Below are 20,736 nucleotides of genomic sequence, written 5' to 3'. Positions count from 1 at the left end.
TCGCCCGCCTGCGATGAGCCCGGCAAGCACCCGGTAATCAACACTGGACGGGGCCCAGGCCCCGTCCAAGCGAACCGAAGTACGGCACCGAACTGAACCACAACAGTAGGGATCCACGATGACGGCAATCACACTCGACGGGGTCAAGACCGCCTCCGACATCAAGGCCGAGCTGCGGGACCGCATCGCGGCGCTGCGCTCGCACGGCGTCGTGCCCGGCCTGGCAACCCTGCTCGTGGGTAATGACCCGGGTTCTGAGACCTATGTGGCGGGCAAGCACCGCGACTGCGCCGAGGTCGGCATCGAGTCGCTGCGCATCGATCTGCCCGGCTCGGCGACGAGCGCCGACGTGCGCGCGGCGATCAACGACCTCAATAACAGTCGCGAAGTCACGGGCTACATCATCCAGCTGCCGTTGCCCGTTGGTCATAACGAAAACGCGATGCTCGAGCTAATCGATCCGTCGAAGGATGCCGACGGCCTGCACCCGACGAACCTCGGGCGGCTCGTGCTCGGCATCGAGGGCGAACTGCGCTCACCGCTGCCGTGCACCCCGGCCGGCATCGTAGAGCTGCTACGTCGTTACGACGTGCCGATCGTGGGCCAGAAGGTCGTCGTGGTCGGCCGCGGCCTCACCGTGGGGCGCCCGCTCGGCCTGCTGTTCACCCGCAAGGGCCTCGACGCGACCGTCACGCTGACCCACTCGCGCACGGTCGACCTCGCCGGCGAAGTGCGTCGGGCCGATATCGTCGTGGCCGCCGTTGGCGTGCCGCACCTGATTCAGGCCGACTGGATCAAGCCGGGTGCCGCCGTGCTCGACGTGGGAGTCACCCGCGTGACGGACCCGGTCACCGGCACGGGCCGCCTGACCGGCGATGTACACCCGGATGTGGCCTCGGTGGCCGGGCACCTGTCGCCGAACCCGCGCGGCGTCGGCCCGATGACCCGCGCCATGCTGCTCTCCAACGTAGTGAAGGCCGCCGAGCAGTCCCTGCTGGCGTAACGCCAGCTGTGGTACCGGAGTAACTGTGCGTAACTGCGGAAATTTCGCAAATATTTGTGCGAAATCAGGGCATCTCGCCCGCTCGAAACTGGAATTTCCGCAGTTGTGAACGACGCCTCCGGTATAGGGGCGACATTCAGGCTGGCTCCGCTCCTGCGCTACTGCTGGGCGAGGGCTGCGCGGTGCAGCTCGGTGTGTGCCAGGTAGCTCGTGGCGTTGTGCCGGATGCTCGCGATCTCCTCGTCGGTCAGCGTGCGCCGCACCTTGGCGGGAACGCCGGCCACGAGCGAACCGGGGGGAACAACGGTGCCGCCGAGCACGACGGCTCCGGCGGCCACGAGCGATCCGGTGCCGATGATGGCGCCGTTCAGAACGGTCGCGGCCATGCCGACGAGCACGTTGTCCTCGATGGTGCAGCCGTGCAGCACCGCGCCGTGCCCGACCGAGACGCCGGTGCCGAGGGTGAGCGGAAAGTCGGTGTCGACGTGGCAGGAGACGTTGTCCTGCAGGTTGGAGCCGGCGCCGATCGTGATCGGCGCAAGTTCCGCGCGCAGCACGGAGTTGTACCAGACGCTGGCCCGGTCGGCGAGGGTGACGTTGCCGACGATCACGGCGCCGGGAGCGACGAACGCGGTCTCGGCGATGGTTGGAGCCGGTGTGTTCGGCAGGACGATGATTCGGGCGGCGTTGTCAGCAGTCATACGCGTCAGCCTACTGCCGAGGGATGGCGCCACTCGGCTCGGTTTGCACCTGCGACCCCGCAGCGGCTCGGGTCGGAGCTATATCGCGTCGGGCATGCCCGGCCCCGCCCGCAATACACTGAACGGATGCGTGCACCCACCGGAATCCAGTATGAGTTGACCCGCGAAACCCCGAGCGGCCCCGCTCGCGCCGTCGTGACCGAGGTCGCGGCGGGACTGCGCGCATATTCCGTAAATGGCATAGACGTGGTGGAGACCTTCGACGAGTCAGTGCAACCGCCGATGGCGGCCGGAATTGTGCTCGTGCCCTGGCCCAATCGCATTCGTGACGGCAAATGGACTCAGAACGGAATCACCCGCCAGCTCGCTCTCACTGAGCCGGCCAAGCAGAACGCCAGCCACGGGCTGCTGCGCTTCGCGCCGTACCGGGAGGTATCGCGCACTACAGACACGGTAACCCTGGCGGCGACGGTCTTTCCACAGTCCGGCTACCCATTTCACCTTGAGACCGAGGTGACCTACGCGCTCACTTCCAGCGGGCTCGAGGTCACGCATCGGGTGCGCAACGTGGGAGCGGAGCCCGCGCCGGTCGCCGTGGGGGCGCATCCGTTTTTGAAGATCGGAGACGTGCCCACGGGCGACCTCATCGTGCGCGTGGATGCCGCGACCCACCTCGACGTCGACGACCGCCTCAACCCTGTCGGTGAAACCCCGGTAGACGGCACCCGGTTCGACCTGCGCGCGGGCGCCCGGGTCGGCGACCTCGACCTCGACGACGGCTTCGGCGGCGTCGGAGTCGGTGCCGAACATACCCTCACCGCGTCGGATGGCCGAAGCCTCACCCTCTGGGGCGATGCCAATATGCGCTACGTACAGGTCTTCACGCCGCGCATCTTTCCGGTCACGCAGGGTGCGGGCGAGCCGGTGCGCGGCCTCGCGATCGCGATCGAGCCGATGACCGCTCCCGCCGATGCGTTCAACTCCGGGGCCGGCCTGCACTGGGTAGAGCCGGGGGAGCAGTGGATCGTGCGCTGGGGCATCCGTCATGACGGGTTTGAGCTGCGTTAACGCTGCCCGGCCACGTCGACGAGTTCGGCCAGTACCCTGCGCACCGAGGCGCGGGCGAGCGTTTCCGGGCGACTCAACACGTCGATCTGCCGCCCCACAGTGAGGCCCCGAAACGGCACGAGCACGACTCCGTCGCCCTGTCGCGGCGCCATTGTGTAGCGCGGCAGCAGTGCAATGGCCGCCCCGGTCGCGACAACCGACGTCGCCACGAAGAACTCGTTGATCCGATGCACGATGCGCAGCGGCTGACCGGCCGCCGCCGCGACCACGTTCACCGCCTCGGCGAGCGGAAACCCAACGTGACCGGTGACCCACGGCTCGTCTCGAATATCGTCGAGGGTGAGCGATACCTTTACGGCCAGCGGATGCCCGACCGGCACGGCCACATCCAGCGGCTCGAACAGTAACGGCGTGACCGCGACGGTATTCGGCCAGGCCGGATCGTGCGGCACCCGGTGCGCAATCACCAGGTCATAGTCGGCGACGAGCGCCGCAAAACGCTCCCGCGGCACATCCTCGTCGCCGCAGCCCACGGTCGGGCCGCCACTCAAGTGCATTCGGTTCAGCAGCGGGCCGAACCAGGCCAGCCCCGCACTGTGGAACGCGCTCACGGTCACCGGCAGGCCGGGGTCGTTTTGAAACCGGGCCACGGCCTCGTCGGCCCGGGCCATCGCGGTCGAGACGTCGGCGGCGGCGCTCGCCAGGGCGACGCCGGCAGGGGTCAGCCGGAGCACCCGTCCGTGTTTCTCGGTGAGCATGACGCCGGCACGTTGCTCGAGGGCGCTGAGCTGCTGCGAGACCGCCGACGACGACACGTGCAGGGCGCGGGCCACAGCGGCGACGCTTCCGCGCTCGCCGAGCTCCCGCAGTACGGCAAGCTGGCGCAATTCCATAAGCTCAGGCTAAAGCATCCGTTTATAAAATGGTGTCTAGACTTAACGAATGCCGCCGCGCACCATTACCTTATGACTTTCGTTCTGACCCGCCGTACTCTGCTGCCGCACCTGGGACGCTACCGCGTCGACCTCGTGCTGCTGCTCGTGGCCTTGGTCTGGGGTGGCAGTTACCTGAGCGCAAAGATGCTGACCGAGCAGGCGAGCGTGTCAGCCGTGCTCGCGCTGCGCTTTCTGGTCGCGGCGCTGGCCCTCGTGATCGTCTGGGTCGTGCGGCGCGAACGCCTTCCGACCCGGCGGGCGCTCGGGGTGGGTTTGCTGCTCGGAGCCACCCAGGCGAGCATCCTCTGGCTCGAGACCCAGGGCGTGGCATTCACCTCCGCCACGAACGCCGGGCTCATCATCAGCCTCACGATCATCATGACCCCGGTACTCGAGTCGGTGGCGGCCCGCCGCTGGCTGCCGCGCCCCTTCTTCGTGGCGGCGGTGCTCGCGGTCGTGGGGGTAGCGCTGCTCGTCTCCGGCAACGGATTCGCGCAGCCGAACGTGGGCGACCTGCTCATTCTCGCGGCGGCGGTCGTGCGCTCCCTGCACGTCACCATGATGGGCCACCTCGTTCGGGGCCGCAGCGACAGCACCATCACTCTGACCCTGCTGCAGGCGCTGGTCGGGGCGGCGGTCTTCACCGCGTTCGATCTTCCCGGCCTCGTCACCGCCGTCACCACCTTCAACCTGGCCGCCTGGATCGGCGTGCTCTACCTCGGCCTGGCCTGCAGCGTGTTCGCGTTTCTCGCGCAGATGTGGGCGATTCGCCGCACGTCGGCGGCCCGGGCCAGCCTGCTCATGGGAACCGAGCCAATTTGGGCGGTGCTCGTGGGAGTGTCGCTCGGCAGCGAAACCCTCGGCCTGATCGGCGCCGCCGGGGCCGCGCTCATCATCGTGGGTACGTTCTGGGGCCAGCGCATCGAGGCGGGTCACCGCCTGCGCGTCGGGTAGGCATCCGCTGGGGGTGGCGGAAGAATGCCACGTCTGTATGCCGACCCGTCCGATTCGCGGGACACCTCGCGCACGGCTCGGCGCGCGGCCAGGAATCCGTTCCATCAACGACGAGTGCCTGCGGCTCGAAGGCCGCAGGCACTCACCAAGTGGATGTCGCAGCTAGGACAGCACGTCCCGCACCAGATCATCGTTCTCGTGGTTGCGCAGCCGGGAGAAGATATAGCCGCCGATCAGCAACGCGAACGGCAGAGCCACGAGCACCCAGCCGATGGTGCTGAGGCCCCAGGAGGTGGTGGTCGGGTCAACGCCGTCGGCCACGGTGCCGGCGAGCAGTCCGAAGTGGCTCATCAGCAGGTATTCGCCGAGCAGCAGGCCGAACGTGGCGAGAACCGGGGCGATCACCGTCTGGAAGATATTCTCGGTGCCCTTGTTGCGGCGAAAATACGCGATGATCGCGATGCTGACCAGAATCTCGATAAGTACGATGGCGATCACCGAGAGCCCGCTGAACCAGTAGAACAGGTTGAGTACCGGGTCGAGCTGGAACACCGCGAACACCACGAGCACGACGCCGGTGATGACGGACGTGACGAGCGACGCCGTGCTCGGCGCGCCGCGACCGTTGACCGTGCTGAGCGGCCCCGGCAGCGCGCCGCCGCGGCCGAGCGCGAACAGGTAGCGGCTCGCGGCGTTTTGAAAGGCGAGCAGCCCGGCGAACAGGCTCGACAGCACGAGGATGCCCATGAGCGTCGCCATCCACGGGCCCACGTATTGGGTCGCGAGTGCGAACAGCACTGCGGCCGGGTCTGCCAAAGGAACGCCCGCGACGGTCGAGAGTTCGACGGTCTTCTCAACCACGGTCGATGCGCCCATGCCGGTCACCATAGCGAAGGCGGTCAGGCCGAACAGAACGGTGATGACGACGACGGCGAGGTAGGTGGCGCGGGGAACGACGGTCTTCGGGTCCTTGGATTCTTCGCCGTAGATGGCGGTGGCCTCGAAGCCAATGAAGGAGGCGAAGGCGAACGCGAAGGCGATGCCGGCCGAGCCGGCCAGGCCGCCGGCAACGATGGCGGCGGGGTTGAACGAGGCCCAGAAGTTGATTCCTTCCGGCCCGCCGTCGAGCAGGATGGCGACCGCGGTGACCACGAGCGCGGTCAGTTCGAGCAGCATGAGCACGCCGAGCACCTTGGCGCCGACGTCGACGCTGAGCAGGGAGAGCAGGGTCACGATGCCCCAGGAAATGAGCGACCAGGCCCACCAAGGGAGCACGCCCACCTGGCCGGCCATGAGGGCGCCGAAGAATCCGTAGATGGCCAGCTGCACGGCGAGGTAGGCGAGAATCGACACGAACGCCGATGCGGTACCGAGGTGGCGGCCGAGGCCGCGGCCAATGTAGGCGAAGAACGCACCGGCATTGGTGACGCGCTGGCTCATCGCGGCGTAGCCGACGCTGAACACCAGCAGGGTGAGTCCGACAGCCACGTAGGCGCCGGGGGCCGCTGCGCCGTTACCGAGCACGATCGCCACGGGTACCGCGCCGGTCATGCCCACGAGAGGGGCCGCGGCCGCGACCACGAAGAAGACGATGCAGAGAACGCCGAGTCGGCCCTTGTGCAGGGCCGTTTCCGGTGCTGTCGCCTGGTCGGGTTTGGTCTGGGTCATGGCTACTCCTCGTTGAGTAAGAGGTCGGGTGCGCAAAACGGATGCACGCTGCATCCGCTTCACCTGTGGCTATCAGCGTGGCAATCTCTGGGCCAAACCGTTTGCCATTTGCGGCACCGCAGTTGTCGAATTGCGCATGCTGTGACGGTTGCCTGCCGTCGAGGCGCACGCCGACGAAGCGTGCCGCGCGACCGCGAAAGCGGGCTCAGACGCGACGGTAGGTGCTCGGCGTTTCGCCGAAAGCCGTGCGAAAGATGCGACTGAAGTGCGCGGCGTCGACGAAGCCCCAGCGAGCGGCGATGGTGCCCACCGAGCGGTCACCAAGAATGGGGTCGCGCAGGTCGCGGCGGCAGTGCTCCAGCCGGCGGGTGCGGATCCAGCTCGCCACGGTGCTGTCGGCCTCGTGAAAAACGTTGTGCAGGTGCCGGGTCGAGATGAAGTGGACGTTCGCGATGCTCGCCGGGCACAGCTCCGGGTCGCCCAGGTGGGCATCCACATACGAGCGGATGCGCCCCAGCAGGTCGCCGTGCGCCCCCGCCACCGGGTCGCGGCGCAGGTTCAGTTCGCTCTCGAACATGGTCGCGATCAGGTCGACGGCGTTGTAGGCGAGGCGGTGCCCACTCGCGCCGGAAAGCACGTCGAGGTTTTCCGCGAGCTGCACCATGAAAGGGCTGATCAGGCGGCCGAGTCCGGCGTCGCCGGGCAGCCGCACGGCGGTGAGCTGGCCCACCGAATCGGCCGGCAGGTCGAGTACGTCGTGCGGAAACATGAGCACGAGGGTGCGAAAGTCCTTCTCGAACTCGAGCGTGTATGGCCGGTTGGTGTCGTACACGGCCAGGTCGCCGGGGCGCAGGGTGGCCTCGCGGTTGTCCTGCACGAGCAAGCCGGTGCCGGTCAGTTGCAGGTTCAGCTTGAAATACTGTCGAGTGGATGCCGCGATCAGCGACGGTGTGCGAATCACCTGGTGCCCGATGGCGGTGACCTCGACGATGGAGAGCTCGTCGAGCACGCGCGAGCGCAAGGTGCCGTGAAAGCTACGGGAGGCACTGCGCACCTCGAGCGGAACGAATGACTGCGACACGAGGGTGCGCCACTGCGAGAAGGAGTCGGTGATGGCGCACTCCACTCGGTCGGTCGGGGCGGTCAGCGGAACGGTGTCCTCGGGTGGCATGGTGCTCGTGCCTGCGGCGCCCGTTACCGAGTTCACAACCGTCATCGTCACGAGCAGCTCCTTCGCCGGGTCCTGACCAGATCGGCCCTCGGGGGGCGTTTCATGATCGTCTGGAGCTAATGTAGTCCTGCAGGGCTCCATTGTCATTCTTTTTTCGACACTCGGCGAAAATAGATCTGCACGCAGATCGACGGAACTGGCTAGTATCCGGAGAGTGATTGACCGGTCGCGAGTGGAGCGAAAAAATGGATGACGATGCTCGCTTGGCCGCTGCTCAGCTGATCCGTAATCGAGTCGGGTGGGTATCTCTGGCCGCCGGCGCCCTGTTCGCCGTGTTCGGCGTGGTCTTCGACCAGGGCGCACTCCTGGCGTTGTCGGCTGCCTGCGGTTCCGCTTTCCTGTGGACTCTGCTTCCGGTGCGGGTCTCTCGGTCCCAATCGAAGGATGACGCGCCCACACAGTGAGCCTGGCCCGTCGTTGGCGCTGCCAACGGCTGCGCGCGCGGCTGACCGTTTCGGGCGCTCTCATGAGCGTCGGGCGCGCCCATCCGCTTGCGCGGGCAGCTTGTGGCAATCCGAGCAACCCAGGGCGCTAGTCCCCGGTCGAAAGCAGGTGCAGGTAGCCGTCGAGCTGGGCCACGAGCTGTTCCGGGGCGTGCTCGTCGGGGGAGAGCGCAGCGGTGATCTGCGCGCCGAGCAGCACGTTCAGGAGGTGACCCACGACATCCGTGTCGGTAAGAGCCGTGTGCATCTCGCCGGCTGCGCGTGCCTCGGCCAGGTGCTCGAGCAGCGCGAGGCGCCACTGCAGCATCGACTCATCGTGCAGCTGCGCCTTGGCCGCATTGGTCAGCGCCTTCTGCCAGAACGGAATCACGATGCGCGCCTCGCTCACACGCGTCTCATCGAGCGGAAGAATTTCGTGACAGAAGGCGCGCACGGCGGCCAGCCCGGTCAGGCCAGCGGCCCCGCGCTCGATGCGCAGGTTGGTCTGGCTGAACACGTGCCCGAAGGCGAAGGTGAGCAGGTCGTCCTTGGTGCCGAAGTAGGGTTTGAGTGCGCCGTTGGCGAATCCGGCCTCGGTGGCGATCTCGCGCAGGGTCGCGCCCTCGATGCCGTGCCGGGCGATGATGCGCCAGGTGGCATTGACCAGCTCGACGCGACGCTGGTCGTGATCGACGACTTTCGGCATTGGCCCTCTTCTGGTGGTGCCGGTTAGAGCTGGGAGCATCAGCTTGTCAGAAAGATTCTCGAAAGGCTTGCCAGCAGCAGCGCTGACCATTTATATTCTACAACCATAGGAAATAAATCCCCGGAGCTGCAACCGCCGGGCCGATCCAGGAAATGAGACGCAATGCTCACCGCCGAGACTGCCGACATCGTCACCGACTTCGCACTTCCCACCGCGCAGGAACTGCAAACCGTGCGCACGATCCTGGCCGACGCCGGCCTGTTCGGCGACAGTATTCGGGTTGCCTATCTCGGCCTGCTCGACCCGCCGCGAGGTGCCAGCGAGATCAACCGTCGCTTTCGCGTCTTTCTGCACGACGTGTCCGGCGCAGCCCCCACCGACGTGATCGTCTCGGCGACCCACGGCACCGTCGAGTCCCGCGTCACCCTCGACACCGCGCTCACCGGTGAACTGCCCGTGCTCGAGGAAGAATTCGGCGCCGTCGAAGAGCTCCTCACAACGGATGCCCGCTGGCTCGCCGCACTCGCAGCCCGCGGCCTCGACGTGGCCACCGTGCGCGTCGCTCCCCTCTCCGCGGGGGTATTCGAATACCCGAACGAGAAGGGCCACCGCATTCTGCGCGGCCTCGCCTTCGTGCAGAACTTTCCGGAGGACAGCGCCTGGGCCCACCCGATCGACGGCCTCGTCGCCTACGTCGACATCGTCGCGAAGACCGTGGACCAGGTGCTCGATTTCGGCGTCGTTCCCATCCCCGCCGAACACGGCAACTTCACCGATCCCGCCCTCACCGGCCCGCTGCGCGAAACGCTCAAGCCGATCAGTATCACCCAGCCCGATGGCGTGAGCTTTACCGTCGCCGGCGGCAACCACATCGAGTGGGAGAAATGGAGCCTCGACGTGGGTTTCGACGTGCGCGAGGGCGTCGTGCTGCATAACATCGGCTTTCGCGACGGCGCGAAGACACGCTCCATCATCCGTCGTGCGTCGATCGCGGAGATGGTCGTGCCCTATGGCGATCCGGCCCCCGTGCGGTCCTGGCAGAACTACTTCGACACCGGCGAATACCTCGTCGGCCAGTACGCCAACTCGCTCGAACTCGGCTGCGACTGCCTCGGCGAGATTACCTACCTGAGCCCGGTCATCACCGACGGCTTCGGCAACCCGCGCGAGATTCGCAACGGTATCTGCATGCACGAAGAGGACTGGAGCATCCTCGCCAAGCACAGCGACCTGTGGAGCGGCATCGAATACACCCGCCGCAACCGCCGCTTCGTCATCAGCTTCTTCACCACCGTCGGCAACTACGACTACGGCTTCTACTGGTACCTCTACCTCGACGGCACCATCGAATTCGAGGCGAAGGCCACCGGCGTCGTCTTCACGAGCGCCTACGCCGGCAAGGGCTATCCCTACGCCTCCGAAATCGCTCCCGGTCTCGGCGCCCCCTTTCACCAGCACCTGTTCAGCGCCCGCCTCGACATGGCCCTCGACGGCGATACCAACCGGGTCGAAGAAGAAGACGTCGTGCGCGTTCCGATAGGCCCCGGCAACGAGCGCGGCAACGCCTTCACCCGCCAGCGCACCGTGCTCGCCACCGAGCTCGAGGGCGTCAGACAAGCGGATGCCGCCATCGGCCGCACCTGGCACGTCTCCAACCCCAATTCCCTCAATCGCCTCGGCGAACCCGTCGCGTACAAGCTGCACCCGCAGGGGCTGCCCGTGCTGCTGGCCGACCCGGAGTCGTCGGTGGCCCAGCGCGCGGCGTTCGCCACCAAGGGCCTCTGGGTCACCCGCTTCGCCGAAGACGAACGCTATCCCACCGGTGACTTCGTCAACCAGCACGCCGGCGGCGCCGGGCTGCCCGCCTACATTGCGGCCGACCGAGCGATCGACGGCGAGGACATCGTGCTCTGGCACACCTTCGGCCTCACCCACTTTCCGCGGGTCGAGGACTGGCCGATCATGCCGGTCGACACCGTGGGCTTCAAGCTGCGCCCCGACGGCTTCTTCGACCGCAGCCCCGTGCTGGACGTCCCCGCTAACGTGCCCCCGGCATCCGGTGGTCACTGCCACTGACCCGTGTCGCGCACGTCGCATTGCGGACGGGGCCCAGGCCCCGTCCAGGGGCCCAGTTTATAAACTGGGCCCCTGACCATAAGGTGGGCCCGGTGAGCGGATGCGTCAGCGCGGCGCTACCGCGCCTGCACACTCGCCTCGGGCCGCAGGTCGAGACGGCGCAGCAACTGGGCGTTCAGCGCCACGACCACGGTCGACACCGACATGAGCAGCGCCCCGATCTCCATCGGCAGCACGAACCCGATCGGCGCGAGCACCCCGGCAGCGAGCGGAACCGACAGCAGGTTGTAGCCGGCCGCCCACCACAGGTTCTGCTTCATCTTGCGGTAGCTCGCCCGCGACAACTCGATCACCGAGAGCACCGAACGCGGGTCGTCGCTCGCGAGAATGACGCCGGCCGATGCGATCGCCACGTCGGTTCCGGCGCCGATCGCGATGCCGACATCGGCCTGCGCGAGCGCTGGGGCATCGTTCACCCCGTCGCCGACCATGGCCACGCGGCGGCCCTCGTGTTGCAGCTCGGCTACCTTGCGCGCCTTGTCTTCCGGATGCACCCCCGCGAACACCCGGTCGATGCCGAGCTCGGCGGCCACGGACTGGGCGACCGCTTCGGCGTCGCCGGTGATCATTACCACCTCGATATCCAGCCGGTGCAGCGCGTCCACGGCCTGCCGCGACTCTTCGCGAATCTCGTCGGCCAGACCGATCGCGCCTACGACCACGCCATCGCGCAGCACGTGCAGAATGATCGCGCCCTGACGCTGCCAGACCTCGGTCTCAGGCAGCGGCCGGGCCCCGTGCTCGTCGAGCATGCTGGGACCGCCGACGCTCACGCTGTGCCCGTCGACCAGACCGGTCACCCCGACCGCCGCGGCAGTGTGAAACTCGGTCGCGCGCGGCACGGTCAGCTCGCCGTTTCGCGCCGCCGTGACGATAGCACGGGCAAGCGGATGCTCGCTGTCACCCTCCACGGCCGCCGCCCACGCGAGAACGTCGTCGGCGGTGATCGGTGTCGAGACCGATCGTGAAGTGGCGGCTGCATCCGAACCCGAAGCAGAACCCCGGGCCGACGTGCCCGCCTCGACCGAACCCGGGCCAGCCGAATCTGCGTCAGTCTGCGCGGCATGAGCCGTGGCATCCGCTTCGCTGCTCGCGACCTGGTCGGCAACAGCAACGTGACTGACCGTGGGCTCGCCCTTGGTGAGCGTGCCGGTCTTGTCGAACAGCACCGACGTGACCTGGCGCATGCTCTCGAGGGCCAGGCGATCCTTGATCAGCACGCCGCCCTTCGCGGCGCGTTCGGTCGCGATCGACACCACGAGCGGAATCGCCAGCCCGAGCGCGTGCGGGCAGGCGATGACGAGCACGGTGATGGTGCGCACGACGGCATCCTGCGGCTGGCCGAGCGCGGTCCAGACGATCGCCGTGAGCACTCCCGAGCCGAGCGCGAACCAGAACAGCCAGCCAGCGGCGCGATCGGCGATGCGCTGCGCCCGCGACGACGAGTTCTGCGCCTCGCTGACCAGGCGCTGGATTCCGGCCAGCGCCGTGTCGTCGCCGACCGCCGTGACCCGCACGCGCAGGGCGGAATCGGTCGCGACCGTGCCGGCCACGACCTGGTCGCCGACCGAGCGCTGAACCGGCCGCGATTCGCCGGTGATCATCGATTCGTCGACGTCGGCCGTTCCCTCGGTGACTTGGCCGTCGGCCGGCACTCGCCCGCCCGGACGCACCACGACGAGGTCACCGAGCACCAGATCGCTCGGCGAGATCAAGACGATCTCGTCGCCCTCGACCCGCTCGGCCTCATCGGGCAGCAGGGCGGCGAGCGATTCCAGGGCAGTGGATGTCTGCGCCAGCGACCGCATTTCGATCCAGTGGCCGAGCAGCATGATCACGATCAGCAGGGCCAGTTCCCACCAGAAGTCGAGCTCGCCGTCGATGAGGCCGAGACTCGCGCCCCAGGAGGCGAGGAACGCGACCGTGATCGCGAGCGCGATCAGCAGCATCATGCCGGGTTTACGGGCCTTCAGCTCGCTGACCGCGCCGGTGAGAAAGGGGCGGCCGCCCCAGACGTACATGACGGTGCCGAGCACGGGAGAGATCCACATGATCCCCACGAAATCGGGCAGGGCATAGCCGGCCAGCATAGAGAACATGTGGCTGAACCCCACGACGGGCACCGCGATGATGAGCATGGTCCAGAACAGGCGCCGGAACTGCCCGACATGGTCGCCGTGGCCGGCGTGGTTCATGGCGCCGTGGTCCATCCCTGAGTGTTTCATCTCTGCGTGGTCCGTACCGCCTTGCGTTGCGGGTGCGTTGTGCTTCAAATCAGGCCGGGTCATTTCATTCCTCAGTGCTCAAAGCGGTGATGTATACCCCCCAAGGGTATACCTGTTGGTGAATTCACGCATCTGTTCTGTTCACTGTCGCAGGTTATAGGACCGGCGACAGCGAACAGCGGGTCACCAGCGTGCGGCGAGCAGGTCGTTCATCACGGTGAGCTCGCCGGTCTGCGAGCTCACGATCGCCTCGGCCAGGGCGAGCGCGTCGGCGTGCTCCCCATCGTTCAGCTCGGCCCCGGCCATCGCGATCGCGCCCGCGTGGTGCATGATCATCTGGGTCAGGTAGAGCGCTCCGGCATCCGCTCCCGAGGCGTCCTGCAGCTCCATCATGTCGTCGTCGCTCATCATGCCGCCGGTGCCGTGGTCCATCCCGGCCATGCCGTCCTCAGTGGCATCCCAGTCGCGGAGCCAGCCCTGCATCGTTTCGATCTCGGGCGCCTGCGCGGCCTTGATCTGTGTCGCCAGATCGACGACGTCCTGGTCGACGCCGTCTTTGGCGAGCAGGTCATCGCTCATCTCAACGGCCTGTTCGTGGTGCGGAATCATCAGCTGCGCGAACATCACGTCGTCACTGTTGAAAGCGGATGCCGCCACACCCACGCACGAACACCTCGGGCACGGCCTCGAACACGCCGCGCCCAAATGTGCACCCGCGCAGCCCCGCAATCGGGCAGGCTTGAGCCATGGCGCAGAGCAGATCCCCGGGCAACGAAAAAGTCGCCCCCGACCCGACCTCGGGCGCGACAACAGAAACCGCGTCCCCCGCAGAATCTCCGAACGACCAGGCACGCCGTACCGCCCTGAGAAGCATGAAGCGCCTCGCGGCCGGGCTGCTCGCCCTCATGGCCGTCATCTTCACGGTGTCGTTCGCCCTGCAGGAGAGCTACCCCTGGCTCGAATACGTACGCGCCGCCGCCGAGGGTGGCATGGTCGGCGCGATCGCGGACTGGTTCGCCGTGACCGCCCTGTTTCGCTACCCGCTGGGGCTAAAAATCCCGCACACCAACATCATCGCCAACCGCAAAGACGAGATCGGTGCGAGCCTCGGCGAATTCGTTGAGACCAATTTTCTTTCCGAAACCGTCATTCGCGGCAAGCTCGAATCCATGCAGCCGTCCCGCCGCCTCGGCGCCTGGCTCACCACTACATCCAACGCCGAACGCCTCACCGACGAGCTCGCCGTCGCCGGCCAGGGCCTGCTCAACCTGCTCGGCGACGACGCCATCAAGAACCTCATTGAATCCGTCGCGCGCGAACACTTGGTGAAGCCCGAGTGGGGCCCGAGCCTGGGAAAGGTGGGGGAGCGCCTCGTCACGAGCGGGCAGCAGCACGCGGCCGTCGACCTGCTGCTCGACCGCGCCGACGGCTGGTTGCGCGCCCACCCCGAGGCGTTCGGGCGCGTGGTGTCGCAGCGGCTGCCGACGTGGCTGCCCGGCTTCGTCGACAAACTCGTCGACGACAAGGCCTACCGGGAGGTGCTTGCGTTTGTGGCGTCCGCGCGAAACGACCGCAGGCATCCGGTGCGCAAAGCCCTCGACGAGTACCTCAGCGAGGTCATGCACGACCTGCAATATGAATCAGCCATGATCGCCAAAGTCGAAAATCTCAAGGACGAGATTCTCGACAATGCCAAGCTGCGGGAGTTCGCCGGCGACACCTGGGAGGCCGTCAAAGCGTCGCTCATCGAGGCATTGAGCGACCCGACGAGCGCGCTGCGGGTCGGCATCCGCTCGACGCTGAGCGACGTCGGCGAGAGACTCACAACGGATGGCGCCCTCGGCTCCCGCATCGACCGCTGGCTCGCCGACACAGCCAGTTACGTCGTCGCCAACTACCGGCACGAGATCGCCGGAGTGATCACCGAAACCGTGGAGCGCTGGCCCGCCGAAGAGACGGCCGCGAAGATCGAATTGCAGGTGGGCCGCGACCTGCAATTCATCCGCATCAACGGAACCGTGGTCGGCGCCCTCGCTGGTCTGGCCATTTTCACGCTCGCGCACGCGGTGGCCGCGCTGTTTTGAATCGCTTTTGACCCTGATGCGGGGGAGACTGGTCAGAACGAAAGGCTCCAATGCACGACCTCACCCGGTGGGCGCTCCGCCCCCTGATACGAGTGTGGACGGCGTCAGCCGAGCGCCAAGACCGCCACTTGCCCCGACCGAGCGACGCACCGCAGGCCCACGCCGCTGGAATCGACAGCGACCGGGTGCTCATTCTTGGCGGCGGACCGGCCGTTGGGTGGGGTGTGCTCAGCCACCAGCTCGCCCTGCCCGGCTGGCTGGCCCGCGAACTATCGACCCGTACCGGCCGCGGCGTGGACATCGACCTTCTGTCCAGCCGTACCATGACCGCCGTGAACGCGCTCACCACCCTGGCCGACACCCGGCTCGGCCGCTTCGACGCCGTCGTCGTCACACTCGGCGTCAATGAAGCGCTCGATCTCACCAGCGTTACCGAATGGCGCGACCGTTTGGCGGCCCTGCTCGCGGTGCTGGAACGTGAGACTTCACGCAGCACGACCATCTTCGTGCTCGGAATTCCGCCCATTCGCAGCATTGAGATCTTCAAGGGCCCACTCGCCCTCATCGCGGATTGGTCAGCCACCGACCTCAATGCCGTGAGCGAGCGGCTCGCCGCCGACGCGCCGCGCACCACGTTCGTGCCGTTCTCGCCCACGGCGACGCTCTCTCCAGACCGGCACCGCACCCCCGACGACTATCGCCGCTGGGCCGTGCTCCTGGCTGAGGCCATGTCCGACAACTTGGATTCAGCACGGGTCGGCATCACCGACCACCCTTCGACACCCCAATCGGATGCCGCCGGCCAGGAACGCGCGCGCCAGGCGGCCGTCGACGCTCTCGCCATTGTCGACACCCCGCCGGAGGCCCGATTCGACCGGCTGGTCGTACTCGCCCAACGCCTCTTCGACACCGAATCTGCCCTGCTCAGCATCATTGATCACGACCGACAGTGGCACAAAGCCCGAGTGGGGCTGGACGCGCCGGAATTGCCCCGCTCCGGCTCGTTCTGCGCGATCACCATTGACGGCGACGGGCCGCTCATTATCGAGGATGCCCGCAGTGACGCCCGGTTCAGCGACAACCCGCTCGTGCAGGGTGATCCGCTCATTCGCTTCTACGCTGGTTTTCCCATTGAGTCGCCCTCAGGGGAGCGCATCGGCACCCTGTGCGTGTTTGACTCGCAACCCCGCTCGGCCGCCGACGTCGACCAGGTGCTGCTGCGGGAGCTCGCGCTGCTGGTGCAGCGGGAGCTGCGGGTAGGGCCGCGGAAGGGGTAGCAAGCAGGCCATCTCTCGGGGCAATACGGGTAGGCTCGCCGCGTGAGTGATTCCCTGCGTCGACGTCTACGGGCCCTGCCCGATTTTCCGGCGGACCTGCCCGCCTTCGATCCGGCCACGGCGCCGACCTCGCCGGTCGACCTCTTTCTCAAATGGCTCGAGCAGTCGCTGGCCGCCGGCGTGCCCCAGCCGCACGCCTTCAGCCTCGCGACGTCCACTGCAACCGGCGAGGTGTCGTCGCGCATGCTCATTCTGAAAAACCTCGAGCCGGCTTCCTCGGGCACGAACGCGGGCGTCGACTTCGGGGCCTGGCACTTCGCCAGCACCCGGACATCGCGCAAGGGGCGCGAGCTCACCGCCAACCCGCGTGCGGCCATGAACTTCTATTGGGCGGCCCTCGGGAGGCAGGTGCGAGTGGTCGGCGCGGTGTCTCTGTTGTCGGCTGAGGCATCCGCTCTGGACTGGGAGGAGCGCCCCGGCGCCGACGGACGGTCCAACCCCGACTGGCAGCTCTACGCCCTGCTTCCCACCGAGATCGAGTTCTGGCAGGCGAGCGGCGATCGCCACCATATCCGTCACCGCTACGCGCTCTAAATGCCGGCCTACCGCCTAGGTTCGCCTGATAGGGCGTGGTCGGCCCTTCGCCCGACAGCGCTGCAGGGGCCGTCACCGCCACACAGGCTCAGGTCGGGGCACCCGAACCTGCGGGACAACGGCGGCGCTATCGTGCTGCCAGGTATTCCACGGCCGCAGTGCGCAAACGACCGTGAACTCCGCCGTAGGCCTGCGTATCCTTCAAAGTCCACTTGGGCAGTTTTGCCAACATCGTGTAATTGGGATCGCACACGTTGGCGGCCGGAGCGAGTCCCATCTGGCTGACCAGTTGATACGCATCGAGAGTGTCGAGACCGGTGAGATCGGATGCCCAGTTCACAAGGTCTTTCTGGCTGATCCGGAAGGCGTCTTCCAAGGGTCGAGCTGACCCGGTACTCATGATGAACTCGTCGTTCTCGAGTCGGGGCCACGCCGAAGCGCCGCCCTTGATGAGGTCCAGGGCGATGACCGAGTTCATGGCCGACTCAAGTCCGGTGCCACACACCTCGCCCTCTCCCTGGCGCGCGTGACCATCTCCGAGGGACAGCATCGCCCCGGCGACGTTGACCGGAAGGTAGAGCGTTGTTCCGGCTCTCGCTTCAGGGGTATCCATATTGCCACCGTGGGTGGAGGGCGTCACCACCAACCGAACCTCGCCTCCCGCCGGAGCAACACCCACGGTTCCGTGCATCGGATCGAGTGGGAGCGCGAGCGTGTAGTCCGAGTTCTTGGCGCGAAAAGTGGCCGTCCAGGCATCCAGATCGATGTCGTAAAACCACACCCGCTCTTCGAGCGGCTCATGCAGCATCGCTGTTTCGTGCGTCGCTGAGAGAGCGCCGAAGAGCGGGAAGGTGCTCGAGATGGCGTACCGGCGCGCCGGGGTGATTGAAACGAAATGTACGGCCAGCACGTCACCGGGTTCCGCGCCGATCACTTCGATCGGCCCGGAGACCGGATTAAGTTCGTTGAACGGCACAATTTGACTGGGAAAATCCTCGGGGGTTTTCACCCGTCCGCCGAAGCAATCCTCCGTGCTGACTTCAACGATGTCGCCGGGGTGCACGCTCAGCAGGGGAGCGCGCCCCCCGAACACGTAGGAGTACTGTTCGGGGAGCGGAGTGAGCTGGTGTATGGCCATGTCGCTACCGCGTTTCGCTCGGTGCGGACACGGGGACGGGATTGGTCATGCGACCCGTTTTGTAGAGTACGACCGCGACCACAATTCCTATGATCAGCCAGGCCACGCCGAGGATTTGGGCGGACACTCGGGCGTTGTAGAGCACAAAGGCGAGAACCACGAACCCCAGGACCGGGAAAATCAGGTGTACGAACCACCGCCGGGACTTCTGCTTGACGATGAACCACCACACGACCGACACATTCAACAGCAGGAATGCTGTTAGCGCGCCAAAGTTGACCAGGGCCGCGATAGCACCGAGTCCATCCGGCAGTACTGTCAGAAACAGTCCGAGGATGAGGGAGATGGCCGCGACCAAAAATGTCGCATTGACCGGCACGCTGTGTTTCTCGCTCACTTTGGCGAGGAATTTGGGCAGCTGGCGGTCGCGCGCCATCGCATAGAGCAGGCGGGAAGTCGATGCCTGCGCGACGAGTGCATTGGCGAAACCCCAGGCGATGGCGGTCGATGCTGCAGTCAGGACATACATGAACGGACCACCGGCGACTGCGGCCGCTTCATAGAAAGCCACTCCCGTGGGGTCGCCATTGGCGATCAGGGCTGCAGGGTCTTCCACCAGCATGGACGCGACCCAGGTTTGTGCGATGAACAAAACACCCAGCAGGCAGAGCGCGGCGATCATGGATCGACCAAGCGATTTGCTGCTGCCGCTGTTTTCTTCGGCCAGGGTGGAGATTCCATCGAAGCCCAGAAACGACAACACGGCAATGGACGCGGCGCCGAACAGCAGGGGGAGGGAGAACGTTTCAGAATTGTAGAAAGCATCGAAGCTGAAGCCCTGGCCCTTGCCCTGCGAGACGGCGACGATGCCGACGATCAGGAAAACGGCCAGTACCAAGAGTTCGAGCACCAACATGACACGGATCACCACGGCCGCAAGGTGGATACCCAGGTAGTTGATAAACGTGTTGAGTGCGACGAAGAGAATCAGCCACAGCCAGATGGGAATCTGGCTGATGATTCCGTTCATCGCGATGGCGGCGACGAAGTACAGCAGGGTCGGGATGAGAATGTAGTCGAGCAGAATCATCCAACCGGCGATGAAGCCGACCGGGCGGTTGATCCCGCGACCGGCGTAGGTGTAGACGGAACCGGCCATCGGAAAGGCCTGGGCCATTTGCGAGTAAGAATTGGCCGAGAACATCATGGCGACCAACGCGATGATGTATGCGATCGGCGGCATCCCGCCCGAATCGTGAAAAACGCCACCGAAGATGGCGAATGGGGCGATAGGGACCATGAAGATCAGGCCGTAAATGATGAGGTCGCTGAAAGTCAGCGTTCTTTTGAGTTCCTGCTTGTAGCCAAATTGTTCAATACCGGAAGTGGCCAAGCCGCCAGAGTTGGTCGTGGTGCTCATACGTGGTCCAATCGTCGTCGACAGACGTCATTGTTTCCAAGTGGAAATTTTCATCAGGTTACACCCCGTTGGGCATGCCGACAATCTCAAGATCGGTGCCATTGGCACGCGCCAAGCGCATTGGCCTGCGGGTGAGGTCGAATCCAAGCTCGGGACGATCACCAGGAACGCCCGCAGTTGCGGCAAAGAACTGTTCGGCCGCGTTGGCAGCTGAGCTACTTGCCAGCAAACCACTCATGCACAGGGCGGCCAGCAGATGCACACCGTCATAGCACCCCTCGGCATAGGAACCGGGAAGCGGCGCCGTCAGCCCGAAGCGTGCGACGTAGGATTCCAGTAGCCGAAGGTGTCGATCATCACCCTGCTGCAAGAAAGTGGGCATGGCGGAATAGAGTTCGCCGCTTGAGTCGCCCCCGACGGCGACCAGACAATTTTCGTCGAGGGCGGTGCATAGCCTCACGAAGGACTGGCCGGCATCCAACTCGGTAACTCCGCGGTGAAATTCGATGCCATCGCGGCCAACCAACGAGACCAGGATCGCGTCGGCGCGAGCCCGTCTGGCTGCCGCCAGGAGTTCAGCCGCATCGACGTGCCCCATCGGCACAAGTCGATCCAACACGATGTGCTGCCCGAGTTCCCGCAGCACCGTCGTCGCCGCTCGGTGTACTTGACGCGGCCAGACATAGTCGCTTCCAATGAGCGCCCATCGTGTTATCCGTCTATTCCGAGCCAACCATGCGATCGGCTGGCGCAGATGGTCTTTCGGGTCGCTGCCGAGAAAGACGTTCCCTGCCCGGTCCCGACTGAACTCGTGCGGCGGAGTGAAAACGTAGGGCACCCTGTCGGCCACCCGCGCCGCCACGGCCACTCGAACATTGGACGTGTGGGTTCCCACCAGGCCTTCAACCAGGCCAGCTCCGACCAGGAGGTCGACCTCACGTGCGACGGTCTCGGGCAGTCCGCCGGCGTCGACCAGGACCAGTTCTAAGACCGTCTCCGTGGCTAGAGAGATCTCCTCCCCGGCCAGAATCGCGCAATTGATGACGGCCGGGCCAGCCACGCCGAGTAAACCCGAAAGCGGGGCGAGAAGTCCCAGCCGCAGTGCGTGGGGAGACGGGCCGCTCAGGAGAACTTCGCTCGGGAGTAATAAGCTGACCGGTGGCGTCATTGGTCC

General features: G+C 66.0%; 18 protein-coding genes. 8 read left to right on the top strand and 10 right to left on the bottom strand.

What is annotated here, in order from left to right:
• Nucleotides 1–118 precede the first annotated feature (118 nt).
• Nucleotides 119–1,003: a bifunctional methylenetetrahydrofolate dehydrogenase/methenyltetrahydrofolate cyclohydrolase gene (locus E3T35_RS11175; RefSeq protein WP_134345271.1), complete on the top strand. Its 885-nt coding sequence runs from the start codon at nucleotides 119–121 to the stop codon at nucleotides 1,001–1,003.
• A 158-nt stretch (nucleotides 1,004–1,161) separates the two neighbouring features.
• On the opposite strand, the gene E3T35_RS11170 is transcribed toward E3T35_RS11175, so the two are convergent.
• Nucleotides 1,162–1,704, bottom strand: coding sequence for a gamma carbonic anhydrase family protein (locus E3T35_RS11170; protein WP_134345270.1), 543 nt, complete (start codon nucleotides 1,702–1,704; stop codon nucleotides 1,162–1,164).
• Nucleotides 1,705–1,830: 126 nt separating this feature from the next.
• Between E3T35_RS11170 and E3T35_RS11165 the strand changes: the two genes are divergently transcribed.
• Nucleotides 1,831–2,772, top strand: coding sequence for an aldose 1-epimerase family protein (locus tag E3T35_RS11165; RefSeq protein WP_134345269.1), 942 nt, complete (start codon nucleotides 1,831–1,833; stop codon nucleotides 2,770–2,772).
• Here the strand turns inward: E3T35_RS11165 and E3T35_RS11160 are convergent.
• Nucleotides 2,769–3,665 (bottom strand): LysR family transcriptional regulator, encoded by an 897-nt coding sequence (locus E3T35_RS11160; protein ID WP_134379131.1) that lies wholly within the window; start codon nucleotides 3,663–3,665, stop codon nucleotides 2,769–2,771. The two genes, E3T35_RS11165 and E3T35_RS11160, sit on opposite strands and share 4 nt — an antisense overlap.
• Nucleotides 3,666–3,737: 72 nt before the next feature.
• On the opposite strand from E3T35_RS11160, the gene E3T35_RS11155 reads away from it, so the two are divergent.
• The gene (locus E3T35_RS11155; RefSeq protein WP_134379129.1) at nucleotides 3,738–4,661 is read left to right on the top strand and encodes a DMT family transporter; all 924 of its coding nucleotides are present in this window, start codon (nucleotides 3,738–3,740) and stop codon (nucleotides 4,659–4,661) included.
• Between the two features lie 162 nt (nucleotides 4,662–4,823).
• Here E3T35_RS11155 and E3T35_RS11150 read toward each other — a convergent pair whose 3' ends face one another.
• Both E3T35_RS11150 and E3T35_RS11145 read right to left on the bottom strand, forming a co-directional pair.
• Complete coding sequence (locus E3T35_RS11150) at nucleotides 4,824–6,329, bottom strand: APC family permease (protein ID WP_134379127.1); 1,506 nt, start codon at nucleotides 6,327–6,329, stop codon at nucleotides 4,824–4,826.
• A 205-nt stretch (nucleotides 6,330–6,534) separates the two neighbouring features.
• On the bottom strand, nucleotides 6,535–7,500 hold the full coding sequence (locus E3T35_RS11145) for a helix-turn-helix domain-containing protein (RefSeq protein WP_134379269.1): 966 nt from the start codon (nucleotides 7,498–7,500) through the stop codon (nucleotides 6,535–6,537).
• 245 nt (nucleotides 7,501–7,745) lie between these two features.
• Between E3T35_RS11145 and E3T35_RS11140 the strand changes: the two genes are divergently transcribed.
• Nucleotides 7,746–7,964 carry a hypothetical protein gene (locus E3T35_RS11140; protein WP_134345265.1) on the top strand — a complete coding sequence of 73 codons (219 nt, stop codon included), beginning with the start codon at nucleotides 7,746–7,748 and terminating at the stop codon, nucleotides 7,962–7,964.
• Between the two features lie 127 nt (nucleotides 7,965–8,091).
• Here E3T35_RS11140 and E3T35_RS11135 read toward each other — a convergent pair whose 3' ends face one another.
• Nucleotides 8,092–8,688 (bottom strand): TetR/AcrR family transcriptional regulator, encoded by a 597-nt coding sequence (locus E3T35_RS11135; RefSeq protein WP_134379125.1) that lies wholly within the window; start codon nucleotides 8,686–8,688, stop codon nucleotides 8,092–8,094.
• Nucleotides 8,689–8,850: 162 nt separating this feature from the next.
• Between E3T35_RS11135 and E3T35_RS11130 the strand changes: the two genes are divergently transcribed.
• Entirely contained in the window at nucleotides 8,851–10,764 is a 1,914-nt protein-coding gene (locus tag E3T35_RS11130) for a primary-amine oxidase (RefSeq protein ID WP_134379123.1), read from the top strand.
• Between the two features lie 116 nt (nucleotides 10,765–10,880).
• Here the strand turns inward: E3T35_RS11130 and E3T35_RS11125 are convergent, their stop codons facing one another.
• The gene (locus E3T35_RS11125) at nucleotides 10,881–13,049 is read right to left on the bottom strand and encodes an HAD-IC family P-type ATPase (RefSeq protein ID WP_241988817.1); all 2,169 of its coding nucleotides are present in this window, start codon (nucleotides 13,047–13,049) and stop codon (nucleotides 10,881–10,883) included.
• A gap of 183 nt (nucleotides 13,050–13,232) precedes the next feature.
• Nucleotides 13,233–13,673, bottom strand: coding sequence for a DUF305 domain-containing protein (locus E3T35_RS11120; protein ID WP_134379267.1), 441 nt, complete (start codon nucleotides 13,671–13,673; stop codon nucleotides 13,233–13,235).
• Between the two features lie 122 nt (nucleotides 13,674–13,795).
• Between E3T35_RS11120 and E3T35_RS11115 the strand changes: the two genes are divergently transcribed.
• Genes E3T35_RS11115 through E3T35_RS11105 form a run of 3 tightly spaced genes read left to right on the top strand, consistent with a single transcriptional unit; the run spans nucleotide 13,796 to nucleotide 17,004 of the window.
• Nucleotides 13,796–15,133 (top strand): DUF445 domain-containing protein, encoded by a 1,338-nt coding sequence (locus E3T35_RS11115; protein WP_134379119.1) that lies wholly within the window; start codon nucleotides 13,796–13,798, stop codon nucleotides 15,131–15,133.
• 50 nt (nucleotides 15,134–15,183) lie between these two features.
• Complete coding sequence (locus tag E3T35_RS11110) at nucleotides 15,184–16,410, top strand: GAF domain-containing protein (RefSeq protein ID WP_134379117.1); 1,227 nt, start codon at nucleotides 15,184–15,186, stop codon at nucleotides 16,408–16,410.
• 42 nt (nucleotides 16,411–16,452) lie between these two features.
• The gene (locus E3T35_RS11105; RefSeq protein WP_134345260.1) at nucleotides 16,453–17,004 is read left to right on the top strand and encodes a pyridoxal 5'-phosphate synthase; all 552 of its coding nucleotides are present in this window, start codon (nucleotides 16,453–16,455) and stop codon (nucleotides 17,002–17,004) included.
• A gap of 127 nt (nucleotides 17,005–17,131) precedes the next feature.
• Here the strand turns inward: E3T35_RS11105 and E3T35_RS11100 are convergent, their stop codons facing one another.
• Genes E3T35_RS11100 through E3T35_RS11090 form a run of 3 tightly spaced genes read right to left on the bottom strand, consistent with a single transcriptional unit; the run spans nucleotide 17,132 to nucleotide 20,730 of the window.
• Nucleotides 17,132–18,142, bottom strand: coding sequence for an acetamidase/formamidase family protein (locus E3T35_RS11100; RefSeq protein WP_134379115.1), 1,011 nt, complete (start codon nucleotides 18,140–18,142; stop codon nucleotides 17,132–17,134).
• 4 nt (nucleotides 18,143–18,146) lie between these two features.
• On the bottom strand, nucleotides 18,147–19,562 hold the full coding sequence (locus E3T35_RS11095; RefSeq protein WP_134379113.1) for an APC family permease: 1,416 nt from the start codon (nucleotides 19,560–19,562) through the stop codon (nucleotides 18,147–18,149).
• A 58-nt stretch (nucleotides 19,563–19,620) separates the two neighbouring features.
• The gene (locus tag E3T35_RS11090; protein ID WP_166789927.1) at nucleotides 19,621–20,730 is read right to left on the bottom strand and encodes an ABC transporter substrate-binding protein; all 1,110 of its coding nucleotides are present in this window, start codon (nucleotides 20,728–20,730) and stop codon (nucleotides 19,621–19,623) included.
• Nucleotides 20,731–20,736: the final 6 nt, after the last annotated feature.

The organism is Cryobacterium sp. TMT1-2-2 (assembly GCF_004403505.1).
Lineage (GTDB): Bacteria > Actinomycetota > Actinomycetes > Actinomycetales > Microbacteriaceae > Cryobacterium > Cryobacterium flavum.
The sequence above is the reverse complement of the archived record's forward strand: the minus strand, read 5'-3'. Positions and strand labels throughout refer to the sequence as shown.